Raw genomic sequence first — 22495 nt, 5'->3', positions numbered from 1 at the left:
TTTTTATTATGGCCGATCCTGCTGATGTCTGGGGTTGCAACTGGGGTATTCCGATGAAAATAAATCTGCGCGCAGCGGGACGTGAGAATGTCCCGAATTGTGATCGAATTAAAAATTCATTGACTTAAGGGGCTCGATCCTTTAACCCTAAAAGAATAGAGCACAGACAGATAATAATGACAGAGTACACAACATCCATGAAACGCATCAGCATCACCACCATTACTACAACCATCATCATTACCACAGGTAACGATGCGGGCTGACGCGTACAGGAAAAACAGAAAAAAGCCCGCACCTGAACAGTGCGGGCTTTTTTTTCGGCTAAAGGAAATGAGGTAGAACCATGCGAGTGTTGAAGTTCGGCGGTACGTCAGTGGCAAATGCAGAACGTTTTCTGCGTGTTGCCGATATCCTGGAAAGCAACGCCAGGCAGGGGCAGGTTGCCACCGTGCTCTCTGCCCCGGCCAAAATCACGAACCACCTGGTGGCGATGATTGAAAAAACCATCGGTGGTCAGGATGCACTGCCGAATATCAGCGACGCCGAGCGTATCTTCGCCGATCTGCTTCAGGGGCTGGCCGACGCCCAGCCTGGTTTCCCGCTGGCGCAGCTGAAAAGCACCGTTGAACTTGAATTTGCCCAGATTAAACACGTTCTTCACGGTATCAGCCTGCTTGGCCAGTGCCCGGACAGCATCAACGCGGCGCTGATTTGCCGGGGTGAAAAACTCTCTATCGCCATCATGGCAGGCGTGCTGGAAGCGCGCGGTCACCACGTGACGGTCATCGATCCGGTTGAAAAACTGCTGGCTGTGGGCCACTACCTTGAATCCACCGTCGACATTGCCGAGTCGACACGCCGTATTGCGGCGAGCAAAATCCCGTCTGACCATATGATCCTGATGGCAGGCTTTACCGCCGGTAACGAGAAGGGCGAACTGGTGGTGCTGGGGCGTAACGGCTCTGACTACTCCGCTGCGGTGCTGGCGGCCTGTTTACGCGCAGACTGTTGTGAGATCTGGACTGATGTCGACGGCGTTTATACCTGCGATCCGCGCCAGGTGCCGGATGCCAGGCTGCTGAAGTCGATGTCGTACCAGGAAGCGATGGAGCTTTCCTACTTCGGCGCTAAAGTTCTTCACCCGCGTACCATCTCCCCGATTGCCCAGTTCCAGATCCCTTGCCTGATTAAGAATACCGGTAATCCGCAGGCGCCGGGTACGCTGATTGGCGCCAGCGCGGATGAAGATGACCTGCCGGTGAAAGGCATTTCTAACCTCAATAACATGGCGATGTTCAGCGTCTCCGGCCCGGGGATGAAGGGCATGGTCGGCATGGCGGCACGCGTCTTTGCCGCTATGTCCCGCAACGGGATCTCCGTGGTGCTGATCACGCAGTCTTCTTCCGAATACAGCATCAGCTTCTGCGTTCCGCAGGGCGATTGCCTGCGCGCCCGTCGCGCGCTGGAAGAAGAGTTCTATCTGGAGCTGAAAGAAGAGCTGCTGGAGCCGCTTTCCATTCAGGAGCGTCTGGCGATTATCTCGGTGGTCGGCGACGGTATGCGCACCCTGCGCGGTATCTCCGCCAAATTCTTTGCCGCGCTGGCGCGGGCCAATATCAATATCGTGGCTATTGCCCAGGGCTCATCCGAGCGTTCCATTTCCGTTGTCGTGGATAACGATGACGCCACTACCGGCGTGCGCGTGGTGCATCAGATGCTGTTCAACACCGACCAGGTGATTGAGCTGTTCCTGGTGGGCGTCGGCGGCGTCGGCGGCGCGCTGCTGGAGCAGGTAAAGCGTCAGCAGGAGTGGCTTAAGAAGAAACATATCGATCTGCGCGTCTGCGGCATTGCGAACTCGAAAGCGTTGCTGACTAACGTCCACGGTCTGAACCTGGAAAACTGGCAGGCGGAGCTGGAAGAGGCGAAAGAGCCGTTTAACCTGGGCCGCCTGATCCGTCTGGTGAAAGAATATCACCTGCTTAACCCGGTGATCGTTGACTGTACCTCCAGCCAGGCGGTGGCCGATCAGTACGCGGATTTCCTGCGCGAAGGTTTCCACGTGGTGACGCCGAACAAAAAGGCCAACACCTCGTCGATGGATTACTATCACCAGCTGCGTCTGGCGGCGAGTAAGTCGCGCCGCAAGTTTCTGTATGACACCAACGTGGGCGCGGGCCTGCCGGTCATCGAGAACCTGCAAAACCTGCTGAACGCGGGCGACGAACTACAGCGTTTCTCCGGCATCCTCTCCGGCTCCCTGTCGTTTATCTTCGGCAAGCTGGACGAAGGGATGAGCCTGTCGGAAGCCACCCGCGCCGCGCGCGAGCTGGGTTACACCGAGCCGGATCCGCGGGACGACCTCTCCGGTATGGACGTGGCGCGTAAGCTGCTGATCCTGGTGCGCGAGACCGGCCGCGAGCTGGAGCTTTCTGATATCGTGATTGAGCCAGTGCTGCCAGCAGAATTTGATGACAGCGGTGACGTCAGCGCCTTTATGGCGAATTTACCTCAGCTTGACGATGCCTTTGCCGCACGCGTTGCGAAAGCCCGTGATGAAGGTAAGGTATTGCGCTATGTTGGCAACATTGAAGAAGACGGCGTCTGCCGGGTGAAGATTGCCGAAGTGGATGGCAACGATCCGCTGTACAAGGTGAAAAACGGCGAGAACGCTCTGGCGTTCTACAGCCATTATTATCAGCCACTGCCGCTGGTGCTTCGCGGCTATGGCGCAGGGAATGATGTGACGGCGGCAGGTGTGTTTGCCGATCTGCTGCGTACCCTGTCATGGAAGTTAGGAGTTTAAGATGGTTAAAGTATATGCCCCGGCTTCCAGCGCCAATATGAGCGTCGGATTTGACGTGCTGGGCGCGGCGGTAACGCCGGTGGACGGTTCGCTGCTGGGCGATACGGTTACGGTTGAGGCGGCAGAGCGCTTCAGCCTGAATAACATCGGCCGTTTCGCCAGTAAGCTGCCGTCTGAACCGCGCGAGAATATCGTTTATCAGTGCTGGGAACGCTTCTGTCAGGAGATTGGCAAAAACGTGCCGGTCGCCATGACGCTGGAAAAGAGCATGCCGATTGGTTCGGGGCTGGGCTCGAGCGCCTGCTCGGTGGTCGCCGCGCTGGTGGCGATGAATGAGCACTGCGGCAAGCCGCTGAACAACAGCCGTCTGCTGGCGCTGATGGGCGAGCTGGAAGGGCGCATCTCCGGCAGCATTCATTATGATAACGTGGCGCCGTGCTTCCTTGGCGGCATGCAGCTGATGATTGAAGAAAATGGCATCATCAGCCAGCAGGTGCCAGGGTTTGATGAGTGGCTGTGGGTGCTGGCCTATCCGGGCATTAAAGTGTCTACTGCCGAAGCGCGTGCGATCCTGCCGGCGCAGTATCGTCGTCAGGACTGTATTGCCCACGGGCGTCATCTGGCGGGCTTTATTCATGCCTGCTACACCCGACAGCCGCAGCTGGCGGCGAAACTGATGAAAGACGTTATTGCCGAGCCGTATCGCACGAAGCTGCTGCCGGGCTTTAACGAAGCGCGACAGGCATCCATGGATATCGGCGCACAGGCGTGCGGCATCTCCGGCTCCGGCCCGACGCTGTTCGCCTTATGCGACAAGCCAGACACCGCGCAGCGCGTGGCGGACTGGCTCTCTAAACACTACCTGCAAAATCAGGAAGGCTTTGTTCATATTTGCCGTCTGGACACGGCTGGCGCACGAGTACTGGGATAACGAATGAAACTCTACAACCTTAAAGATCATAACGAGCAGGTCAGCTTTGCGCAGGCGGTAACGCAGGGGCTGGGCAAAAATCAGGGGCTGTTCTTCCCCCACGACCTGCCGGAATTTCAGCTGACCGAAATCGATGAACTGCTGAAGCAGGACTTTGTCACCCGCAGCACCAAAATTCTGTCTGCGTTTATCGGCGACGAAATCCCACAGGAGCTGCTGGAAGAGCGCGTGCGTGCGGCGTTTGCTTTCCCGGCGCCGGTGAAGCAGGTGGAGCCTGACGTTGGCTGTCTGGAGCTGTTCCACGGCCCGACGCTGGCGTTCAAAGATTTCGGCGGTCGCTTTATGGCGCAGATGCTGACCCACATCAGCGGCGACAAACCGGTGACCATTCTGACCGCGACTTCAGGCGATACCGGTGCGGCGGTGGCCCATGCGTTCTACGGCCTGAAAAACGTCCGCGTGGTGATCCTCTATCCGAAAGGCAAAATCAGCCCGCTTCAGGAAAAACTGTTCTGCACCCTTGGGGGCAACATTGAAACCGTGGCGATCGACGGCGATTTCGATGCCTGTCAGGCGCTGGTGAAGCAAGCCTTCGATGACGAAGAGCTGAAGGCGGCGCTGGGGCTGAACTCTGCCAACTCCATCAACATCAGCCGTCTGCTGGCGCAGATCTGCTACTACTTCGAAGCGGTGGCGCAGTTGCCGCAGGGCGCGCGCAATCAGCTGGTGGTTTCCGTGCCAAGCGGGAACTTCGGCGACCTGACGGCAGGCCTGCTGGCGAAATCACTCGGCCTGCCGGTGAAGCGCTTTATCGCCGCCACCAACGCCAACGACACCGTGCCGCGTTTCCTGAAGGACGGAAAATGGGCGCCGAACGCGACTCAGGCCACGCTCTCCAATGCGATGGATGTGTCACAGCCTAACAACTGGCCGCGTGTGGAAGAGCTGTTCCGCCGTAAGGTCTGGCGTCTGGGAGATCTGGGTTACGCAGCGGTGACGGACGAAACCACGAAAGCCACCATGCGCGAGCTGAAAGCGGTGGGCTATACCTCTGAGCCGCACGCGGCGATTGCCTATCGTGCCCTGCGCGATCAGCTTCAACCGGGTGAGTATGGCCTGTTCCTCGGCACCGCCCATCCGGCCAAGTTCAAAGAGAGTGTGGAAGCGATCCTGGGGGAAACGCTGCCGCTGCCAAAAGAGCTGGCCGAGCGTGCCGACCTGCCGCTGCTGTCTCATGAGCTGCCCGCAGACTTTGCCGCGCTGCGTAAGCTGATGATGACCCGAGCGTAAGTTTGTTGCCCGGTGGCGGCTACGCCTTACCGGGCCTACAACGGCTCAGAACGTAGGCCGGGTAAGCGCAGCGCCACCCGGCTTTTTTATGGAGAAATTAAGGAGAAAAACAGCAGGAAAAAAGCAGAAATTCCCAATAAATGCGGTCACTTAGCGTTTAGGATTGCAGAGAATAACATCCCCCGTTCCCATCACGTACTCTCCTTACATCGGCCCACGTTGGGCAAGAAGAATAAGGAGTCACCTATGTCTACCCTGAAACCTGCACTTATCGCGCTTTCACTGATGCTGGTCGCTCCCATGGCGGTGCAGGCAGCTGAGATCACCCTCGTGCCCGCGGTAAAACTGCAAATTGGCGATCGGGATAATAACGGGCACTACTGGGATGGCGGCCGCTGGCGCGACCATGACTGGTGGAAAGCACACTATGACTGGCGCGATAACCACTGGCGTCCGCACGATGAACATCGCGATCGTGACGATCACCACCGTCATGACGAGCGCCGCCCGGGCCCGGACCGGAAGCACCATTAACATAAACCCCGCCAGCTGGCGGGGTTGTCTTTTATTGCTCGTGACGCTTAAACACCAGCTCGTTTTTTCCTGACGATGCCTCGTCGAAGAAATACCCTTCACTGTTAAAGCCGGTGAGCTGCTCTGGCTTCGTCAGGCGGTTTTGAATGATGAAGCGGCTCATCAGACCGCGCGCTTTTTTGGCGTAGAAGCTGATTACTTTAAATTTGCCGTTTTTCTCGTCGAGGAATACCGGCTTGATAATGTCCGCATCCAGCTTTTTCGGTTTCACCGATTTGAAGTACTCATCGGAGGCCAGGTTGATCACCACGTTGTCCCCCTGGGCTTGCAGCGCCGCGTTAAGCTTGTCGGTAATGACATCGCCCCAGAACTGGTACAGATCTTTACCTTTAGCGTTTTCCAGGCGGATACCCATCTCCAGACGATACGGCTGCATCAGATCCAGCGGGCGCAGCACCCCGTACAGGCCGGATAACATGCGCAGATGCTGCTGGGCAAAATCGAAATCGGCTTCGCTAAACGTTTCTGCTTGCAGGCCAGTGTAGACGTCACCTTTGAAGGCCAACAGCGCCTGGCGGGCGTTGGCGGGCGTGAAGTCAGGCTGCCACTCATGAAAACGGGTGGCGTTCAGGTCGGCAAGTTTATCGCTGATGCTCATCAGCGAAGCGATTTGCGGAGCCGAAAGCTTACGCGCTTCGTGGATCAACTGTTGCGAGTAGTCCAGCAATTCCGGCTGGGTATAACGCTCAGTGGCGAGCGGGCTCTGGTAGTCGAGCGTTTTGGCAGGTGAAATCAGAATCAGCATATCCAGTCCTTGCAGGAAATTTAGAGCGACTTTAACAAAAAATCGCCCTGAATTGATCGATAGCTGTTATTGCCGCGGCAAATCATCCCAGGTGCCAGGGGCAATTTGTGACTCGATTTCGGGATAGCGTGAGGCGTCAAAGACGGGCTGTACGCCGAGCTTGCGCTGACGCAGATAATCGCGCGCGATCAGCGCCACAACCGGTGAAAGCAGCAAAATGGCCGTCAGGTTCGTGATGGCCATCAGCGCCATGATGACGTCCGCTATTTGCCAGACCAACGGCATACTGAGCAGGGAGCCGACGAAAACCATTCCCAGCACACCCGCGCGAAGGACGTTGCGGGTCAGACGCGAATTGACTTTCAGGAAGATAAGGTTGTTTTCGGCATAGATATAGTTCACCGCAATGGAACTAAAGGCAAAAAGTCCCACGACAAGTGCGACAAGGCCCGCGCCCCAGCCGCCGACGAGGGAGACCAGCGCCTGTTGTACCCAATGAATGCCTGCCGTACTACCGGACGGTTGCTCAGCGGCACCGGCCAGCAGCATGATCATCGCGCTGGCGGAGCAGATAACAATGGTGTCTGTGAAGACGCCAATCATCTGTACAATGCCCTGCGCGGCGGGATGCGGGGGCCAGGATGCGGCCGCTGCGGCGGCATTCGGCGTGGAGCCCATTCCCGCTTCGTTGGAGAACATGCCTCGCTGAAAACCCGCAGTGAGAGCCTGGCTAAGGGTGTAACCCAACGCGCCTGAAGCCGCTTCGCGCCAGCCGAACGCGCTTTGGAAAATGGTGACGATGACGTTCGGCACCTCGTCAATATGTATCGCGCATACCATCACGCTGGTGGACACCCACAGCAGCGCCATCAGCGGAACCAGCCACTGCATCAGGCGGGCAACCCCTTTGAGCCCGGTCACAATGGTCAGCAGGGTGAGAAGGGCAAGCGCGCCGCCCGTCAGCCACTCCGGACAATTAAAGGCAAAGCGCAGCGCGTGGGCGACGGAATTTGCCTGAACGGTATTGAAAATAAGGCCATAGGCAATCAGCAAAAAGATCGAGAACAGAACGCCCATCCAGCGCATTCCCAACCCGCGAGCCATATACCAGGCGGGACCGCCGCGAAACTGACCTTTGCCGTCTTTTTCTTTGTAGAGCTGTGCAAGCGAGCATTCAGCAAAGGAGGTGGCCATACCGATAATCGCCGTCACCCACATCCAGAATACCGCGCCCGGACCGCCCGCGCCGATCGCCAGCGCGACACCGGCCAGGTTACCGCTGCCGACGCGCGCGGCAAGGCTAGTACAGAGCGCCTGAAACGATGTCAGGCCGCCCGGCTGTGGGGTGACGCTGTTTTTCAGACTTCTGCCAAATTTGCGGATATAGCGAAACTGAATCAGCCCGCTGCGCCACGTAAACCAGATACCTGCTCCAGAAAGCAGGTATATCATGATCGAACCCCAGAGGACTTCGTTAATAATGAAAAAGAAATCAGGCACTAACGTCCCTCTTGTTGATGCCAAAGTGAATATGTAAGCGCTACCACTGAGTGTGCATGCTGTTACTTAGCAGCCTGTTAATATTCTGAGTTTATCATACTCTGCCTAAGCGCACTGTCTGCGGTTGCGCTGCCTCTCACTCGTGTTATCATCAGGGCAGACCGGTTACATCCCCCTAACAAGTAAACCTGTCATTTTTCCGCTGCTGGCAAGCTGTCGGTAGTGTGAATTATCCAGGGCACGTTAAAAGAGAAACACTATCATGACGGATAAATTGACCTCCCTTCGTCAGTTCACCACTGTCGTCGCTGACACCGGAGATATTGCGGCAATGAAGCTGTACCAGCCGCAGGATGCCACAACCAACCCTTCTCTGATCCTTAACGCCGCGCAGATCCCTGAGTATCGCAAACTGATCGACGAGGCGGTGACCTGGGCAAAAGCACAGAGCAATGACCGCGCGCAGCAGGTTGTGGATGCCACTGACAAACTGGCAGTGAACATCGGTCTGGAAATCCTGAAGCTCGTTCCTGGCCGTATCTCTACCGAAGTTGATGCTCGCCTGTCCTACGACACCGAAGCCTCTATCGCCAAAGCAAAACGCCTGATCAAACTGTACAACGATGCGGGCATCAGCAACGACCGTATCCTGATCAAACTGGCCTCTACCTGGCAGGGCATCCGCGCCGCTGAGCAGCTGGAAAAAGAAGGCATCAACTGTAACCTGACTCTGCTGTTCTCCTTCGCACAGGCGCGTGCATGTGCCGAAGCTGGCGTATACCTGATTTCTCCGTTCGTGGGCCGTATTCTGGACTGGTACAAAGCCAACACCGACAAGAAAGAGTACGCGGCGTCTGAAGATCCAGGCGTGATTTCTGTGACTGAAATCTACGAATACTACAAACAGCACGGCTATGAGACCGTTGTTATGGGCGCAAGCTTCCGTAACGTCGGCGAAATCATCGAGCTGGCTGGCTGTGACCGCCTGACCATCGCCCCTGCGCTGCTGAAAGAGCTGGCAGAAAGCGAAGGTGCTATCGAGCGTAAACTGTCTTACACCGGCGAAGTGAAAGCGCGCCCTGAGCGTATCACCGAGTCCGAGTTCCTGTGGCAGCACAACCAGGATCCAATGGCCGTAGATAAACTGGCGGACGGTATCCGTAAGTTTGCTATCGACCAGGAAAAACTGGAAAAAATGATCGGCGACCTGCTGTAATCATTCTGCGTGACCGGGTTCCCGGTCACGCGTCTTTCCCCCGCCTCTGTCTGAATTTTCTCTCTGCGTGTATCATTCCCTTTAATCAGTACTTTTTGAATGGAATGGATATGAATACCTTACGCATCGGCTTAGTGTCGATTTCTGACCGCGCCTCCAGCGGTGTTTATCAGGATAAAGGCATCCCTGCTCTGGAAGCGTGGCTGGGCAGCGCGCTCACTACCCCGTTTGAGATCCAGACTCGCCTGATCCCGGATGAGCAGCCGATCATTGAGCAAACCCTGTGTGAGCTGGTGGATGAGATGAGCTGCCACCTTGTGCTGACGACGGGCGGCACCGGCCCCGCGCGCCGCGATGTGACACCGGACGCGACGCTGGCTATCGCCGATCGTGAAATGCCGGGCTTCGGTGAACAGATGCGCCAGATCAGTCTACACTTTGTCCCGACGGCCATTCTTTCCCGTCAGGTCGGGGTGATCCGCAAACAGGCGCTGATCCTGAACCTGCCGGGGCAGCCGAAGTCGATAAAAGAGACGCTGGAAGGGGTAAAAGCCGAGGACGGAAGCGTTATCGTCCACGGTATCTTTGCAAGTGTACCGTATTGTATACAACTGCTTGACGGTCCGTACGTGGAAACTGACGGCAACGTGGTAGCAGCATTTCGCCCTAAAAGCGCTCGCCGCGAAACAATCTCCTGAAAATGATTAAAATGTGACATAAGCGCCAGCCGCAGTAGCGTGTAAATGGATTTACGATATAGTAATTTTTTCTTTACGATTGCTGTAAAAATAATCCACAACACATGCACAATGGTTCGCTATGTCACATAATACCCGACCTCTGAATCGACAGGACTACAAAACCCTCACGCTCGCTGCCCTGGGCGGCGCGCTGGAGTTTTACGATTTCATCATCTTTGTCTTCTTCGCCGCCGTTGTGGGGGCGCTGTTTTTCCCGGCGGATATACCGGAATGGCTGCGTCAGGTGCAAACCTTCGGCATTTTCGCTGCCGGGTATCTGGCGCGTCCGCTGGGCGGCATTGTCATGGCGCACTTTGGCGATCTGGTTGGGCGCAAGAAGATGTTTACCCTCAGCATCCTGCTTATGGCCGTGCCGACGCTGGCGATTGGCCTTTTGCCTACCTATGAGTCGATGGGCATTATCGCCCCGTTATTGCTGCTGCTGATGCGTATTCTCCAGGGCGCGGCCATCGGCGGGGAAGTGCCTGGCGCGTGGGTGTTTGTCGCTGAGCACGTCCCGGTGCGCCGCATCGGCATTGCGTGCGGAACGCTGACCGCAGGGCTGACGATCGGGATCCTGCTTGGCTCCGTAGTTGCAACCATCATCAATACCAGCATGACGCAACAGGCCGTTCACGACTGGGGCTGGCGTATACCGTTCCTGCTGGGCGGGGCGTTTGGGCTGGTGGCAATGTACCTGCGACGCTGGTTGCAGGAGACGCCTATATTTCTGGAAATGCAGCAGCGGAAGGCGCTGGCGCAAGAACTGCCGGTGAAAACCGTAGTAGTGCGGCATAAAAAAGCGGTAGTCGTGTCGATGCTTCTGACCTGGCTGCTGTCTGCGGGTATCGTGGTGGTCATTTTGATGTCGCCGGTCTGGCTGCAAAAACAGTACGGTTTTGCGCCTGCCGTGACGTTACAGGCGAACAGTATCGCGACAATTATGCTCTGCTTTGGCTGTCTGGCCGCCGGGCTGGCGGCGGATCGTTTCGGCGCCAGCGTGACCTTTATTGTCGGCAGCCTGCTGCTGGCCGCGTCGAGCTGGGCATTCTATCATCTTGCGGGCACCCATCCTGAACAGCTGTTCCTGCTGTACGGTGTCGTCGGGCTGTGTGTGGGCGTCGTTGGCGCCGTACCGTACGTGATGGTCCGCGCCTTTCCGCCGGAGGTACGCTTCACCGGAATCTCTTTCTCTTATAACGTCTCGTATGCCATTTTCGGCGGGCTGACCCCGATTGTGGTGACGGTGTTGATGGGGCTGTCGCCCCTTGCACCTGCGTGGTACGTGCTGGCGTTATCGCTGATGGGGCTGGTATTGGGGATGTGGCTTCGCCAGTCAGAGGGACGTCGTGCCCGCGACGCGGGCACGACAGAGGGATCAGTGTTTTTCACCAATCGGTAGAATGGTGCGGTCGAACTGCTCGTTCAGCACTTCACCCATGGCCAGGTAGATTGCGCTTGCGCCGCAAACCAGACCGACCCAGCCGGCAACGTGAACGATGCCTTCGTTATCCGCCAGGTGACCGATGGCCAGCAGGGCGAACAGGACGGTCAGGCTCAGGAAGACGAATTGCAGCGCGCGGTTCGCCTTGAGGGTGCCAAAGAACATGAACAGGGTGAACACGCTCCACAGTCCCAGGTACACGCCCAGGAAATGGGCGTTTGCCGCCTCCGCCAGGCCCATTTTAGGCATCAGCAGAATCGCGACCAGAGTCAGCCAGAAAGAACCGTAAGAGGTAAAGGCGGTTAAGCCGAAGGTGTTGCCTTTCTTATATTCCAGCAGGCCCGCAAAGATTTGTGCGATACCGCCGTAAAAAATGCCCATCGCCAGGATAATGCCGTCCATCGGGAACATCCCGATATTGTGCAGGTTCAGCAGAATGGTGGTCATGCCAAAACCCATCAGGCCCAGCGGAGCCGGATTAGCCAACTTAGTGTTGCCCATAAGTCCTCAAAAAATCATCATTAATATGGTGAAATGGTTAAACCCGCGCCAGTTCTCCCTGACGGGGCGCGGCATCATAATGGGCGGCATCGACGCCGTCTATGATCTCATCGGGGTGAAATTAAAAAATTTTTTATCCTTCCCCCTTGATGGATGCCGTTGTGACCCCATCTTGTAAGCAACCGCAGTGTGTGGACCTGAAAAAAATCAAATCTGGGCAGTTGAAAAAGCACGTTCTGCCCTTATTACAGGTACACAACCACATGTTGACTGAATTTTTAGTGGAGACGTTTAGATGGGTAAAATTATTGGTATCGACCTGGGTACTACCAACTCTTGTGTAGCGATTATGGATGGCACTACTGCACGTGTGCTGGAGAACGCCGAGGGCGATCGCACCACGCCTTCTATCATTGCTTATACCCAGGATGGTGAAACTCTGGTTGGTCAGCCGGCTAAACGTCAGGCAGTGACAAACCCGCAAAACACCCTGTTTGCGATCAAACGCCTGATTGGCCGCCGCTTCCAGGACGAAGAAGTTCAGCGTGACGTTTCCATCATGCCTTACAAAATCATCGCAGCCGATAACGGCGATGCATGGCTTGATGTGAAAGGCACCAAAACTGCACCTCCGCAGATCTCTGCTGAAGTGCTGAAGAAAATGAAGAAAACTGCGGAAGATTACCTGGGTGAACCGGTAACTGAAGCTGTTATCACCGTACCTGCTTACTTCAACGATGCTCAGCGTCAGGCAACCAAAGATGCTGGCCGTATCGCAGGCCTGGAAGTAAAACGTATCATCAACGAACCAACCGCAGCAGCACTGGCTTACGGTCTGGATAAAGAAGTTGGCAACCGTACTATCGCGGTTTACGACCTGGGTGGTGGTACCTTCGATATTTCTATTATCGAAATCGACGATGTTGACGGCGAAAAAACCTTCGAAGTTCTGGCAACCAACGGTGATACCCACCTGGGTGGTGAAGACTTCGATACCCGTCTGATCAACTACCTCGTTGACGAGTTCAAGAAAGATCAGGGCATTGACCTGCGTAACGACCCGCTGGCTATGCAGCGCCTGAAAGAAGCCGCTGAGAAAGCGAAGATCGAGCTGTCTTCCGCTCAGCAGACCGACGTGAACCTGCCTTACATCACCGCAGACGCGACCGGTCCAAAACACATGAACATCAAAGTGACCCGTGCGAAACTGGAAAGCCTGGTAGAAGACCTGGTGAACCGTTCTATCGAGCCACTGAAAGTTGCATTGCAGGACGCTGGCCTGTCCGTGTCTGACATTCAGGACGTTATCCTGGTAGGTGGTCAGACTCGTATGCCGATGGTTCAGAAGAAAGTGGCTGAATTCTTTGGTAAAGAGCCACGTAAAGACGTGAACCCGGACGAAGCGGTTGCTATCGGTGCTGCGGTTCAGGGTGGTGTACTGACCGGTGAAGTGAAAGACGTACTGCTGCTGGACGTTACCCCGCTGTCTCTGGGTATCGAAACCATGGGTGGCGTGATGACTCCGCTCATCAACAAAAACACCACTATCCCGACGAAACACAGCCAGGTGTTCTCTACCGCTGAAGACAACCAGTCTGCGGTAACCATCCATGTGATTCAGGGTGAGCGTAAGCGCGCGGCGGATAACAAATCTCTGGGTCAGTTCAACCTGGACGGTATTAACCCGGCACCACGCGGCATGCCACAGATCGAAGTCACCTTCGACATCGATGCTGACGGTATCCTGCACGTGTCTGCGAAAGACAAAAACAGCGGTAAAGAACAGAAGATTACCATCAAGGCATCTTCTGGCCTGAACGAAGCGGAAATCGAAAAAATGGTTCGTGATGCCGAAGCTAACGCGGAATCCGACCGTAAGTTTGAAGAGCTGGTTCAGACCCGTAACCAGGGTGACCATCTGCTGCACAGCACCCGTAAGCAGGTTGAAGAAGCGGGCGATAAACTGCCAGCGGAAGACAAAACTGCAATCGAAACTGCACTGAGCGCGCTGGAAACGTCTCTGAAAGGCGAAGACAAAGCGGACATCGAAGCGAAGATGCAGGAGCTGGCACAGGTTTCTCAGAAGCTGATGGAAATCGCTCAGCAGCAGCACGCACAGCAGCAGGCGGGCGCTGATGCTTCGGCGAACAACGCGAAAGACGACGATGTTGTCGACGCTGAGTTCGAAGAAGTGAAAGACAAAAAATAATCGCCCTGATGCAGGGTAAGTAATCGGCACGGGCGTAGGAGAATTCTCCACGCCCGTGCTCGCATGTTAAGGGGCTTAAAAAAACCAATGGCAAAGCAAGACTATTACGAGATTTTAGGCGTTCCGAAAACTGCGGAAGAGCGTGAAATCAAAAAGGCGTATAAGCGCCTGGCCATGAAATTCCACCCTGACCGTAATCAGGGTGACAAAGAGGCTGAAGCCAAATTTAAAGAGATTAAAGAAGCCTACGAAGTCCTGACCGATGCACAAAAACGTGCGGCCTATGATCAGTACGGACACGCGGCCTTTGAACAGGGCGGCATGGGCGGCGGTGGATTTGGTGGCGGCGGCTTCGGCGGCGGCGCTGATTTCAGCGATATCTTTGGTGATGTATTTGGCGATATCTTCGGTGGCGGGCGTGGCCGTCAGCGCGCGGCGCGCGGCGCAGACCTGCGCTATAACATGGACCTGACGCTGGAAGAAGCGGTTCGTGGCGTCACCAAAGAGATCCGTATTCCGACGCTGGAAGAGTGTGACGTTTGCCACGGCAGCGGTGCGAAAGCGGGGACTCAGCCACAGACCTGCCCAACCTGTCACGGTTCCGGTCAGGTGCAGATGCGCCAGGGCTTCTTCGCGGTGCAGCAGGCCTGTCCGCACTGTCATGGTCGCGGTACGCTGATTAAAGATCCGTGCACCAAATGTCATGGTCACGGTCGCGTGGAGAAAACCAAAACGCTGTCCGTTAAGATCCCGGCAGGCGTCGATACGGGCGACCGCATCCGTCTGGCAGGTGAGGGTGAAGCCGGCGAGCACGGCGCACCGGCAGGCGATCTGTACGTTCAGGTTCAGGTGAAGCAGCACGCCATCTTCGAGCGTGAAGGTAACAACCTGTACTGTGAAGTGCCGATCAACTTTGCGATGGCGGCGCTGGGCGGCGAAATCGAAGTGCCGACGCTGGACGGTCGCGTTAACCTGAAAATCCCTGGCGAAACCCAGACCGGGAAACTGTTCCGCATGCGCGGCAAAGGCGTTAAATCCGTTCGCGGTGGCGCGCAGGGTGACCTGTTATGCCGCGTGGTCGTGGAAACGCCGGTCGGCCTGAACGATAAGCAGAAACAGCTGCTGAAAGAGCTTCAGGAAAGCTTTGGTGGCCCGACAGGTGAGAAAAACAGCCCGCGCTCCAAAAGCTTCTTCGATGGCGTCAAAAAATTCTTCGACGATTTAACCCGCTAACCCGCCAGCTGGTTACTATCATTTAAAGCCCGGAAGCGATTCCGGGCTTTTTGCTTTATAGCGTTATACCTCGGTTAAACTGAATCTATAACCAATATTAATCTGTTTTTACCGATCTGTTTGCGCTGATATTATGGTTTTACCGAGGTATTGTTGTAAAAGAGAGTTTAAACGTGAAATTACTACACCGTTTCTTTAGCAGTGAGGCATCCGGCGGCGTTATCCTGATTATTGCTGCTGCGGCTGCCATGCTGCTCGCCAATATGGGCATGACACGCGATCTCTATCACGCATTTCTGGAAACGCCCGTCGAGCTGAAGGTCGGGGCGCTGGAAATTAATAAGAACATGCTGCTGTGGATCAACGATGCGCTGATGGCGGTGTTCTTCCTGCTGGTGGGCCTGGAAGTTAAACGTGAGCTGGTGAGCGGTTCGCTTGCCAGCCGTCAGCGTGCGGCGTTTCCGGTGATCGCGGCTATTGGCGGGATGATCGTTCCGGCGTTGCTCTTTCTCGCATTTGCGTGGCAGGATCCGGTTGCTCGTGACGGCTGGGCGATCCCGGCCGCAACGGATATCGCGTTTGCGCTCGGGGTCTTAGCCTTGCTCGGTAGCCGCGTCCCGGTAGCACTGAAAATTTTCCTGATGGCGCTGGCGATTATCGATGATCTTGGCGCTATCGTGATTATCGCGCTGTTCTACACCAGCGATCTGTCCGTTCTGTCGCTGAGCGTGGCGGCCGTGGCTATTGCGGTGCTGGCGTTGCTGAACGTCTTCAACGTTCGACGCACGGGGATTTATATTCTGGTGGGGATGGTGCTGTGGACGGCGGTGCTGAAGTCTGGCGTGCATGCCACGCTGGCGGGCGTCATCGTTGGCTTCTTTATTCCGCTGAAGGAACAGGACGGCAAATCGCCTGCCAGACAGCTGGAGCATGTGCTTCATCCGTGGGTGGGTTTTATGATCCTGCCGCTGTTTGCGTTTGCCAACGCGGGTGTTTCCCTGGCCGGGGTTACCCTGGACGGACTCACCTCTGTGCTGCCGCTGGGTATCATCGCCGGTCTGTTTATTGGTAAGCCGCTGGGCATCAGCCTGTTCTGCTGGCTGGCGCTGAAGCTGAAGCTGGCGTCATTGCCAAACGGAACCACCTTTAGCCAGATTATGGCCGTTGGCGTGCTGTGCGGTATTGGATTCACCATGTCGATCTTTATCTCGACGCTGGCGTTTGGCGCAAGCGCGCCTGAGCTTATCGTCTGGGCGAAACTCGGCATTCTTATCGGGTCGTTCCTGGCCGCGGTTATGGGTTACACCTTGTTGAAGGTGAAGTTGTCCGGACAGGCTGTCCAGGCATAACAGGAAACCGGGAGAAGGGAAGCCTTCTCCCGATAAACTATCAGGGAGTGAAAACGTGATGTCTCATTTGAACTATAACCATCTCTATTACTTCTGGCATGTCTACAAGCAGGGCTCGGTCGTGGGTGCCGCAGAGGCGCTCTACCTGACGCCACAGACTATCACCGGGCAAATCAAAGCCCTGGAAGAGCGCTTGCAGGGAAAGCTTTTTAAGCGGAAAGGGCGTGGCATTGAGCCGAGCGAGCTGGGTGAACTGGTATTCCGCTATGCGGACAAGATGTTCACCCTGAGCCAGGAGATGCTGGATATCGTTAACTATCGCAAAGAGTCGAACCTGCTCTTTGACGTGGGCGTGGCGGATGCGTTGTCCAAACGGCTGGTAAGCGGTGTGCTGGATGCGGCGGTGGTGGAAGATGAACAGATACATTTACGCTGCTTTGAGTCCACTCACGAGATGCTGCTGGAACAGCTGAGCCAGCATAAGCTGGATATGATTATTTCGGATTGTCCTATCGATTCCACGCAGCAGGAAGGCTTGTTCTCGGTGAAAATTGGCGAATGCGGTGTCAGTTTCTGGTGCATCAATCCACCGCCGGAAAAACCGTTTCCGGCTTGCCTGGAAGAGCGCCGCTTGCTGGTTCCGGGGAGGCGGTCCATGCTCGGACGTAAGCTGCTGAACTGGTTTAATTCGCAGGGGCTAAACGTAGAAATTCTCGGTGAGTTCGACGATGCGGCGCTGATGAAAGCCTTTGGCGAGGCGCACAACGCTATCTTCGTTGCCCCGACGCTGTATGCGCACGATCTCTATTCAGACGACAAGATTACCGAGATTGGCAGGGTGGATAACGTGATGGAAGAGTATCACGCCATATTCGCCGAAAGGATGATTCAGCATCCGGCGGTGCAGCGAATCTGCAACCGGGACTACTCGGCGCTGTTTACGCCGCCGGCAATCTGAAGGCATAAAAAAACCCGCGTTAAGCGGGTTCTTTCAAACAAGCAACAACAAGTGGCGATTAAGCCAGTTTGTTGATCTGCGCGGTCAGGTTTGCTTTATGACGCGCTGCTTTGTTTTTGTGGATCAGACCTTTAGCAGCCTGACGATCCACGATTGGTTGCATTTCGTTAAATGCGTTCTGCGCTGCAGCTTTGTCGCCAGCTTCGATTGCTGCGTATACTTTCTTGATGAAAGTACGCATCATAGAGCGACGGCTTGCATTGTGCTTACGAGCCTTTTCAGACTGAACGGCACGTTTCTTAGCTGATTTGATATTAGCCAAGGTCCAACTCCCAAATATGATCTATGTGGACAATTCAAAGGCCGAGGAATATGCCCTCTATACCTTCTTTTGTCAATGGATTTGTGCAAATAAGCGCCGTTAATGTGGCGACGCTACGTTACGTAGTGATGGCGCAGGATTCTACCAGCTTGTCGTTCGTGAATACAGCTTTTCGGCGTAAAAATCGCAGTTGGCGGGCAGATTTTTTTGCTGTGAAAGGTCAGCGTGATGAAATCATACGGCTTTCTGTTTAGCGTGAACAATCGCCGGTTAACCTTAACCGCTGTACAAGGTATACTTTGGCGATTTTCACTGTTTTGAGCCAGTCATGAAGCTGATACGCGGCATACATAATCTCAGTCAAGCCCCGCACGGGTGCGTGCTGACCATTGGTAATTTCGACGGCGTGCATCGTGGGCATCAGGCGCTGTTGCAGGGATTGCGTAAAGAAGGCGAGGCGCGAGGCCTGCCCGTCGTGGTGATGATTTTCGAGCCTCAGCCGCTGGAGCTGTTTGCAGGCGAGAAATCCCCCGCGCGGCTGACGCGTCTGCGTGAGAAGTTACGCTACCTGGCGGAGTCAGGGGTGGACTACGTCCTGTGTGTACGGTTCGACCGTCGTTTTGCCGCGCTGACCGCACAAAATTTTGTCAGCGACCTGTTGGTCAGGCAGCTTGGCGTGCAGTTTCTCGCCGTGGGCGATGATTTCCGCTTTGGCGCTGGTCGTCAGGGCGATTTCTTGTTATTACAGAAGGCTGGCCTGGAGTACGGGTTTGACGTCACCAGTACAATGACCTTCTGCGAGGGCGGCGTGCGCGTCAGCAGCACGGCGGTACGTCAGGCGCTGGCGAACGATGAACTGGACACGGCAGAAACGCTGCTGGGTCACCCGTTCACGATTTCAGGTCGCGTGGTCCATGGCGATGCGCTGGGCCGCACGATAGGTTTCCCGACGGCGAATATACCGCTGCGTCGTCAGGTCTCCCCGGTTAAAGGGGTCTATGCGGTGGAAGTGGCAGGACTGGGCGAGAAGCCTTTCTACGGCGTCGCCAACATTGGCACACGTCCAACGGTTGCCGGTGTGCGTCAACAGTTAGAAGTACACCTGCTGGACGTTGTAATGGACCTGTATGGTCGCCATATAGATGTGATACTGCGTAAAAAAATACGCAATGAACAGCGATTCGCTTCGCTGGATGAACTTAAGGCGCAAATCGCGCGAGATGAATTAACGGCCCGCGAGTTTTTTGGGCTTTAGAACCGGCTTAACTGCCTACGTGATAAATACGGAACCGAGAATCTGATGAGTGACTATAAATCAACCCTGAATTTGCCGGAAACAGGGTTCCCGATGCGCGGCGATCTCGCCAAGCGTGAACCGGGAATGCTGGCGCGTTGGACCGATGATGACCTGTACGGCATCATTCGTGCAGCCAAAAAAGGCAAAAAAACCTTCATTCTGCATGATGGCCCTCCATATGCGAATGGCAGCATTCATATTGGTCACTCTGTAAACAAGATTCTGAAAGACATTATCGTGAAGTCCAAAGGACTCGCGGGATATGACTCGCCTTACGTTCCGGGCTGGGACTGCCATGGTCTGCCAATCGAGCTGAAAGTGGAGCAAGAGTACGGTAAGCCGGGTGAGAAGTTCACCGCCGCAGAATTCCGCGCGAAATGCCGCGAATACGCTGCCACCCAGGTTAACGGTCAGCGCGCTGACTTTATCCGTCTGGGCGTGCTGGGCGACTGGTCGCATCCGTACCTGACCATGGATTTCAAAACCGAAGCCAACATCATCCGTGCGCTGGGTAAAATCATCGGTAACGGTCACCTGCACAAAGGCGCGAAGCCGGTGCACTGGTGCGTGGACTGCCGTTCTGCGCTGGCAGAAGCGGAAGTAGAGTATTACGACAAAACCTCGCCTTCTATCGACGTGGCGTTCGAAGCGGTCGATCAGGATGCGATCAAAGCTAAATTTGGTCTGCCTGGGGTAAGCGGTCCAGTCTCGCTGGTTATCTGGACAACCACCCCGTGGACGCTGCCTGCTAACCGCGCGATCTCCCTCTCTGGCGAGTTTGAGTATGCGCTGGTGCAGATTGATGGCCGTGCGGTTATCCTGGCGAAAGACCTGGTCGAAAGCGTACTGAAACGCGCGAACATCACCGATTACACCGTGCTGGGCACCGTAAAAGGCGACGCGCTGGAACTGATGCGCTTCAAACACCCGTTCCTGGACTTCGACGTTCCGGCGATTCTGGGCGACCACGTAACGCTGGACGCGGGTACCGGTGCGGTACATACCGCCGGTGGCCACGGCCCTGACGACTACAACATCAGCCTGAAGTACGGTCTGGAAATCGCCAACCCGGTTGGGCCGGACGGCTCCTACCTGCCTGGCACCTACCCGGCGCTGGACGGCATCAACGTCTTCAAAGCGAACGACATTATTGTCGACATGCTGCGCACCAGCGGCGCGCTGCTGCACGTTGAAAAAATGCAGCACAGCTATCCGTGCTGCTGGCGTCACAAGACGCCAATCATCTTCCGTGCGACCCCGCAGTGGTTCGTCAGCATGGATCAGAAGGGCCTGCGCGAGCAGTCTCTGAAAGAGATCAAAGGCGTGCAGTGGATCCCGGACTGGGGCCAGGCGCGTATCGAATCCATGGTGGCTAACCGTCCTGACTGGTGTATCTCCCGTCAGCGCACCTGGGGCGTGCCGATGTCGCTGTTCGTGCACAAAGAGACGCAGGAACTGCATCCGAACACCCTGGAACTGATGGAAGAAGTGGCGAAACGCGTTGAAGTTGACGGCATTCAGGCGTGGTGGGATCTCGACGCCCGCGACATCCTGGGCGCGGACGCGGACAACTACGAGAAAGTGCCGGATACCCTGGACGTGTGGTTCGACTCCGGTTCAACCCATGCCTCTGTGGTTGACGTGCGCCCTGAGTTCGCCGGTCACGCTGCCGACATGTATCTCGAAGGCTCCGACCAACACCGCGGCTGGTTCATGTCATCCCTGATGATCTCCACCGCCATGAAGGGCAAAGCACCTTACCGTCAGGTACTGACTCACGGCTTCACCGTGGATGGTCAGGGCCGTAAGATGTCCAAGTCCATCGGTAACACCGTTTCGCCGCAGGACGTAATGAACAAGCTGGGCGCGGACATCCTGCGTCTGTGGGTAGCCTCTACCGACTACACCGGCGAAATGGCGGTGTCTGACGAGATCCTGAAGCGTGCTGCCGACAGCTATCGTCGTATCCGTAACACCGCGCGCTTCCTGCTGGCGAACCTGAACGGGTTCGATCCGGTAAAAGATATGGTGAAGCCGGAAGAGATGGTCGTGCTCGATCGCTGGGCGGTAGGCTGCGCGAAAGCGGCGCAGGAAGATATCCTGAAAGCGTATGAGTCTTACGATTTCCACGAAGTGGTGCAGCGCCTGATGCGCTTCTGCTCCATCGAGATGGGCTCGTTCTACCTCGACATCATTAAAGACCGTCAGTACACCGCGAAAGCGGACAGCGTGGCGCGCCGCAGCTGTCAGTCTGCGCTGTACCACATCGCAGAAGCGCTGGTGCGCTGGATGGCGCCGATCATGTCCTTCACCGCGGATGAAATCTGGGGTTACCTGCCGGGCGACCGTGAGAAGTATGTCTTCACCGGCGAGTGGTATGAAGGTCTGTTCGATCTCTCCAGCACCGAAGCGATGAACGATGCCTATTGGGACGAGCTGCTGAAAGTGCGTGGCGAAGTGAACAAGGTTATCGAGCAGGCGCGCGCTGACAAGAAAGTCGGTGGCTCTCTGGAAGCGACGGTGACCCTGTACGCAGAGCCTGAGCTGGCCGCGAAGCTGACCGCGCTGGGCGATGAATTACGATTTGTCCTGTTGACCTCCGGTGCGAAAGTTGCGGATTATGCCGAGGCGTCTGCTGATGCTCAGCAGAGCGAACTGCTCAAAGGACTGAAGGTCGCACTGAGCAAAGCCGACGGTGAGAAATGCCCGCGTTGCTGGCATTACACTACCGATGTCGGTCAGGTGGCGGAACACGCAGACATCTGCGGACGCTGTGTAAGCAACGTCGCCGGTGACGGCGAAAAACGTAAGTTTGCCTGATGAGTAAAACTCTCTGTTCAACAGGACTGCGCTGGCTGTGGCTGGTGGTAGTGGTGCTGATTATTGATTTGGGGAGCAAGTTCCTGATCCTCCAGAATTTCGCTCTGGGGGATACGGTCCCGCTATTCCCGTCGCTTAACCTGCACTACGCCCGCAACTACGGTGCGGCGTTTAGTTTCCTTGCCGACAGCGGTGGCTGGCAGCGCTGGTTCTTCGCGGGTATCGCTATCGGTATCTGCGTCGTGCTGGCGGTGCTGATGTACCGCTCGAAGGCCACGCAAAAGCTGAATAACATCGCCTACGCGCTGATTATTGGCGGCGCGCTGGGTAACCTGTTTGACCGCCTGTGGCACGGCTTTGTGGTCGATATGATCGACTTCTACGTCGGCGACTGGCACTTCGCGACCTTTAACCTCGCCGATAGCGCAATATGCGTTGGTGCGGCGTTAATCGTGCTGGAAGGCTTCTTGCCTAAACCGGCAGCGAAAGAGCAGGCGTAACAAAACCAGCCGGGTGACGCGTAGCGATCCCGGCCTA

At 55.9% G+C, this 22495-nt stretch carries 19 protein-coding genes, 1 pseudogene and 1 other annotated feature; of the genes and pseudogenes, 16 read left to right on the top strand and 4 right to left on the bottom strand.

The genetic code is table 11. The features are described from left to right. The first annotated feature begins 197 nt into the window (after window positions 1-197). The 5 genes from thrL (at window position 198) to DD606_RS00480 (ending at window position 5564) form a co-directional block, all read left to right on the top strand. Window positions 198-266 carry a thr operon leader peptide gene (thrL, locus tag DD606_RS00500; protein ID WP_015572623.1) on the top strand — a complete coding sequence of 23 codons (69 nt, stop codon included), beginning with the start codon at window positions 198-200 and terminating at the stop codon, window positions 264-266. Continuing rightward, window positions 205-322: a sequence feature (Thr leader region), on the top strand. It overlaps the preceding gene by 62 nt. Window positions 323-346: 24 nt before the next feature. Then, complete coding sequence (gene thrA, locus DD606_RS00495; RefSeq protein WP_003856494.1) at window positions 347-2809, top strand: bifunctional aspartate kinase/homoserine dehydrogenase I; 2463 nt, start codon at window positions 347-349, stop codon at window positions 2807-2809. Window position 2810: 1 nt separating this feature from the next. Beyond that, entirely contained in the window at window positions 2811-3740 is a 930-nt protein-coding gene (gene thrB, locus DD606_RS00490) for a homoserine kinase (RefSeq protein ID WP_022650380.1), read from the top strand. 3 nt (window positions 3741-3743) lie between these two features. Further along, window positions 3744-5030, top strand: a complete 1287-nt coding sequence (gene thrC, locus DD606_RS00485; protein ID WP_109948598.1) for a threonine synthase — start codon at window positions 3744-3746, stop codon at window positions 5028-5030. A 246-nt stretch (window positions 5031-5276) separates the two neighbouring features. Continuing rightward, the gene (locus DD606_RS00480; RefSeq protein WP_003856489.1) at window positions 5277-5564 is read left to right on the top strand and encodes a DUF2502 domain-containing protein; all 288 of its coding nucleotides are present in this window, start codon (window positions 5277-5279) and stop codon (window positions 5562-5564) included. Between the two features lie 31 nt (window positions 5565-5595). Here DD606_RS00480 and yaaA read toward each other — a convergent pair whose 3' ends face one another. Together yaaA and DD606_RS00470 are read right to left on the bottom strand one after the other, a co-directional pair. Continuing rightward, on the bottom strand, window positions 5596-6369 hold the full coding sequence (gene yaaA / locus DD606_RS00475) for a peroxide stress protein YaaA (RefSeq protein WP_022650381.1): 774 nt from the start codon (window positions 6367-6369) through the stop codon (window positions 5596-5598). Window positions 6370-6435: 66 nt separating this feature from the next. Then, window positions 6436-7869 (bottom strand): sodium:alanine symporter family protein, encoded by a 1434-nt coding sequence (locus tag DD606_RS00470; RefSeq protein WP_129258065.1) that lies wholly within the window; start codon window positions 7867-7869, stop codon window positions 6436-6438. Between the two features lie 262 nt (window positions 7870-8131). Between DD606_RS00470 and tal the strand changes: the two genes are divergently transcribed. The 3 genes from tal to DD606_RS00455 all read left to right on the top strand — a co-directional run bounded on the left by tal (window position 8132) and on the right by DD606_RS00455 (window position 11227). Further along, complete coding sequence (gene tal / locus DD606_RS00465) at window positions 8132-9085, top strand: transaldolase (RefSeq protein ID WP_003856481.1); 954 nt, start codon at window positions 8132-8134, stop codon at window positions 9083-9085. 110 nt (window positions 9086-9195) lie between these two features. Next, window positions 9196-9783: a molybdopterin adenylyltransferase gene (gene mog / locus DD606_RS00460; RefSeq protein WP_003856479.1), complete on the top strand. Its 588-nt coding sequence runs from the start codon at window positions 9196-9198 to the stop codon at window positions 9781-9783. Window positions 9784-9904: 121 nt separating this feature from the next. Continuing rightward, window positions 9905-11227 carry an MFS transporter gene (locus tag DD606_RS00455; RefSeq protein ID WP_003856476.1) on the top strand — a complete coding sequence of 441 codons (1323 nt, stop codon included), beginning with the start codon at window positions 9905-9907 and terminating at the stop codon, window positions 11225-11227. On the opposite strand, the gene satP is transcribed toward DD606_RS00455, so the two are convergent. Beyond that, window positions 11204-11770, bottom strand: a complete 567-nt coding sequence (gene satP / locus DD606_RS00450; protein ID WP_109948597.1) for an acetate uptake transporter — start codon at window positions 11768-11770, stop codon at window positions 11204-11206. The two genes, DD606_RS00455 and satP, sit on opposite strands and share 24 nt — an antisense overlap. Before the next feature lie 295 nt (window positions 11771-12065). Between satP and dnaK the strand changes: the two genes are divergently transcribed. From dnaK to nhaR, 4 genes are all read left to right on the top strand, one after another. Continuing rightward, entirely contained in the window at window positions 12066-13979 is a 1914-nt protein-coding gene (dnaK, locus tag DD606_RS00445; RefSeq protein WP_003856470.1) for a molecular chaperone DnaK, read from the top strand. 87 nt (window positions 13980-14066) lie between these two features. Next, window positions 14067-15212 (top strand): molecular chaperone DnaJ, encoded by a 1146-nt coding sequence (gene dnaJ, locus DD606_RS00440; protein WP_008502040.1) that lies wholly within the window; start codon window positions 14067-14069, stop codon window positions 15210-15212. Between the two features lie 173 nt (window positions 15213-15385). Further along, window positions 15386-16561 (top strand): Na+/H+ antiporter NhaA, encoded by a 1176-nt coding sequence (gene nhaA, locus DD606_RS00435; RefSeq protein WP_022650383.1) that lies wholly within the window; start codon window positions 15386-15388, stop codon window positions 16559-16561. A 58-nt stretch (window positions 16562-16619) separates the two neighbouring features. Continuing rightward, window positions 16620-17519 carry a transcriptional activator NhaR gene (gene nhaR / locus DD606_RS00430; protein WP_003856462.1) on the top strand — a complete coding sequence of 300 codons (900 nt, stop codon included), beginning with the start codon at window positions 16620-16622 and terminating at the stop codon, window positions 17517-17519. Between the two features lie 58 nt (window positions 17520-17577). Here the strand turns inward: nhaR and rpsT are convergent, their stop codons facing one another. Beyond that, window positions 17578-17841 carry a 30S ribosomal protein S20 gene (gene rpsT, locus DD606_RS00425; protein ID WP_003856458.1) on the bottom strand — a complete coding sequence of 88 codons (264 nt, stop codon included), beginning with the start codon at window positions 17839-17841 and terminating at the stop codon, window positions 17578-17580. Between the two features lie 115 nt (window positions 17842-17956). On the opposite strand from rpsT, the pseudogene DD606_RS26615 reads away from it, so the two are divergent. The 4 genes and pseudogenes from DD606_RS26615 to lspA form a co-directional block, all read left to right on the top strand. Beyond that, a pseudogene (locus DD606_RS26615) lies at window positions 17957-18162 on the top strand (DUF2575 domain-containing protein); the annotation flags it as partial. A 7-nt stretch (window positions 18163-18169) separates the two neighbouring features. Continuing rightward, the gene (gene ribF / locus DD606_RS00410; RefSeq protein ID WP_003856456.1) at window positions 18170-19096 is read left to right on the top strand and encodes a bifunctional riboflavin kinase/FAD synthetase; all 927 of its coding nucleotides are present in this window, start codon (window positions 18170-18172) and stop codon (window positions 19094-19096) included. 45 nt (window positions 19097-19141) lie between these two features. After that, window positions 19142-21958 carry an isoleucine--tRNA ligase gene (ileS, locus tag DD606_RS00405; RefSeq protein WP_109948596.1) on the top strand — a complete coding sequence of 939 codons (2817 nt, stop codon included), beginning with the start codon at window positions 19142-19144 and terminating at the stop codon, window positions 21956-21958. Beyond that, window positions 21958-22458 carry a signal peptidase II gene (gene lspA / locus DD606_RS00400; protein WP_003856452.1) on the top strand — a complete coding sequence of 167 codons (501 nt, stop codon included), beginning with the start codon at window positions 21958-21960 and terminating at the stop codon, window positions 22456-22458. Before ileS ends, lspA begins: the two co-directional genes overlap by 1 nt. Window positions 22459-22495 lie beyond the last annotated feature (37 nt).

Source organism: Enterobacter cloacae complex sp. GF14B, assembly GCF_004136805.1.
In the GTDB taxonomy this organism is placed as follows: domain Bacteria; phylum Pseudomonadota; class Gammaproteobacteria; order Enterobacterales; family Enterobacteriaceae; genus Enterobacter; species Enterobacter hormaechei_C.
The sequence above is the reverse complement of the archived record's forward strand: the minus strand, read 5'-3'. Positions and strand labels throughout refer to the sequence as shown.

Excerpts from the sequence above, each read along its gene's own strand:
- ileS (WP_109948596.1), top strand. The coding sequence starts at position 19,142 with ATGAGTGACTATAAATCAACCCTGAATTTGCCGGAAACAGGGTTCCCG.
- thrC (WP_109948598.1), top strand. The coding sequence starts at position 3,744 with ATGAAACTCTACAACCTTAAAGATCATAACGAGCAGGTCAGCTTTGCG.
- lspA (WP_003856452.1), top strand. The coding sequence starts at position 21,958 with ATGAGTAAAACTCTCTGTTCAACAGGACTGCGCTGGCTGTGGCTGGTG.
- DD606_RS00455 (WP_003856476.1), top strand. The coding sequence starts at position 9,905 with ATGTCACATAATACCCGACCTCTGAATCGACAGGACTACAAAACCCTC.
- dnaJ (WP_008502040.1), top strand. The coding sequence starts at position 14,067 with ATGGCAAAGCAAGACTATTACGAGATTTTAGGCGTTCCGAAAACTGCG.
- mog (WP_003856479.1), top strand. The coding sequence starts at position 9,196 with ATGAATACCTTACGCATCGGCTTAGTGTCGATTTCTGACCGCGCCTCC.
- thrB (WP_022650380.1), top strand. The coding sequence starts at position 2,811 with ATGGTTAAAGTATATGCCCCGGCTTCCAGCGCCAATATGAGCGTCGGA.
- dnaK (WP_003856470.1), top strand. The coding sequence starts at position 12,066 with ATGGGTAAAATTATTGGTATCGACCTGGGTACTACCAACTCTTGTGTA.
- ribF (WP_003856456.1), top strand. The coding sequence starts at position 18,170 with ATGAAGCTGATACGCGGCATACATAATCTCAGTCAAGCCCCGCACGGG.
- DD606_RS00480 (WP_003856489.1), top strand. The coding sequence starts at position 5,277 with ATGTCTACCCTGAAACCTGCACTTATCGCGCTTTCACTGATGCTGGTC.
- nhaR (WP_003856462.1), top strand. The coding sequence starts at position 16,620 with ATGTCTCATTTGAACTATAACCATCTCTATTACTTCTGGCATGTCTAC.
- thrA (WP_003856494.1), top strand. The coding sequence starts at position 347 with ATGCGAGTGTTGAAGTTCGGCGGTACGTCAGTGGCAAATGCAGAACGT.
- tal (WP_003856481.1), top strand. The coding sequence starts at position 8,132 with ATGACGGATAAATTGACCTCCCTTCGTCAGTTCACCACTGTCGTCGCT.
- yaaA (WP_022650381.1), bottom strand. The coding sequence starts at position 6,369 with ATGCTGATTCTGATTTCACCTGCCAAAACGCTCGACTACCAGAGCCCG.
- satP (WP_109948597.1), bottom strand. The coding sequence starts at position 11,770 with ATGGGCAACACTAAGTTGGCTAATCCGGCTCCGCTGGGCCTGATGGGT.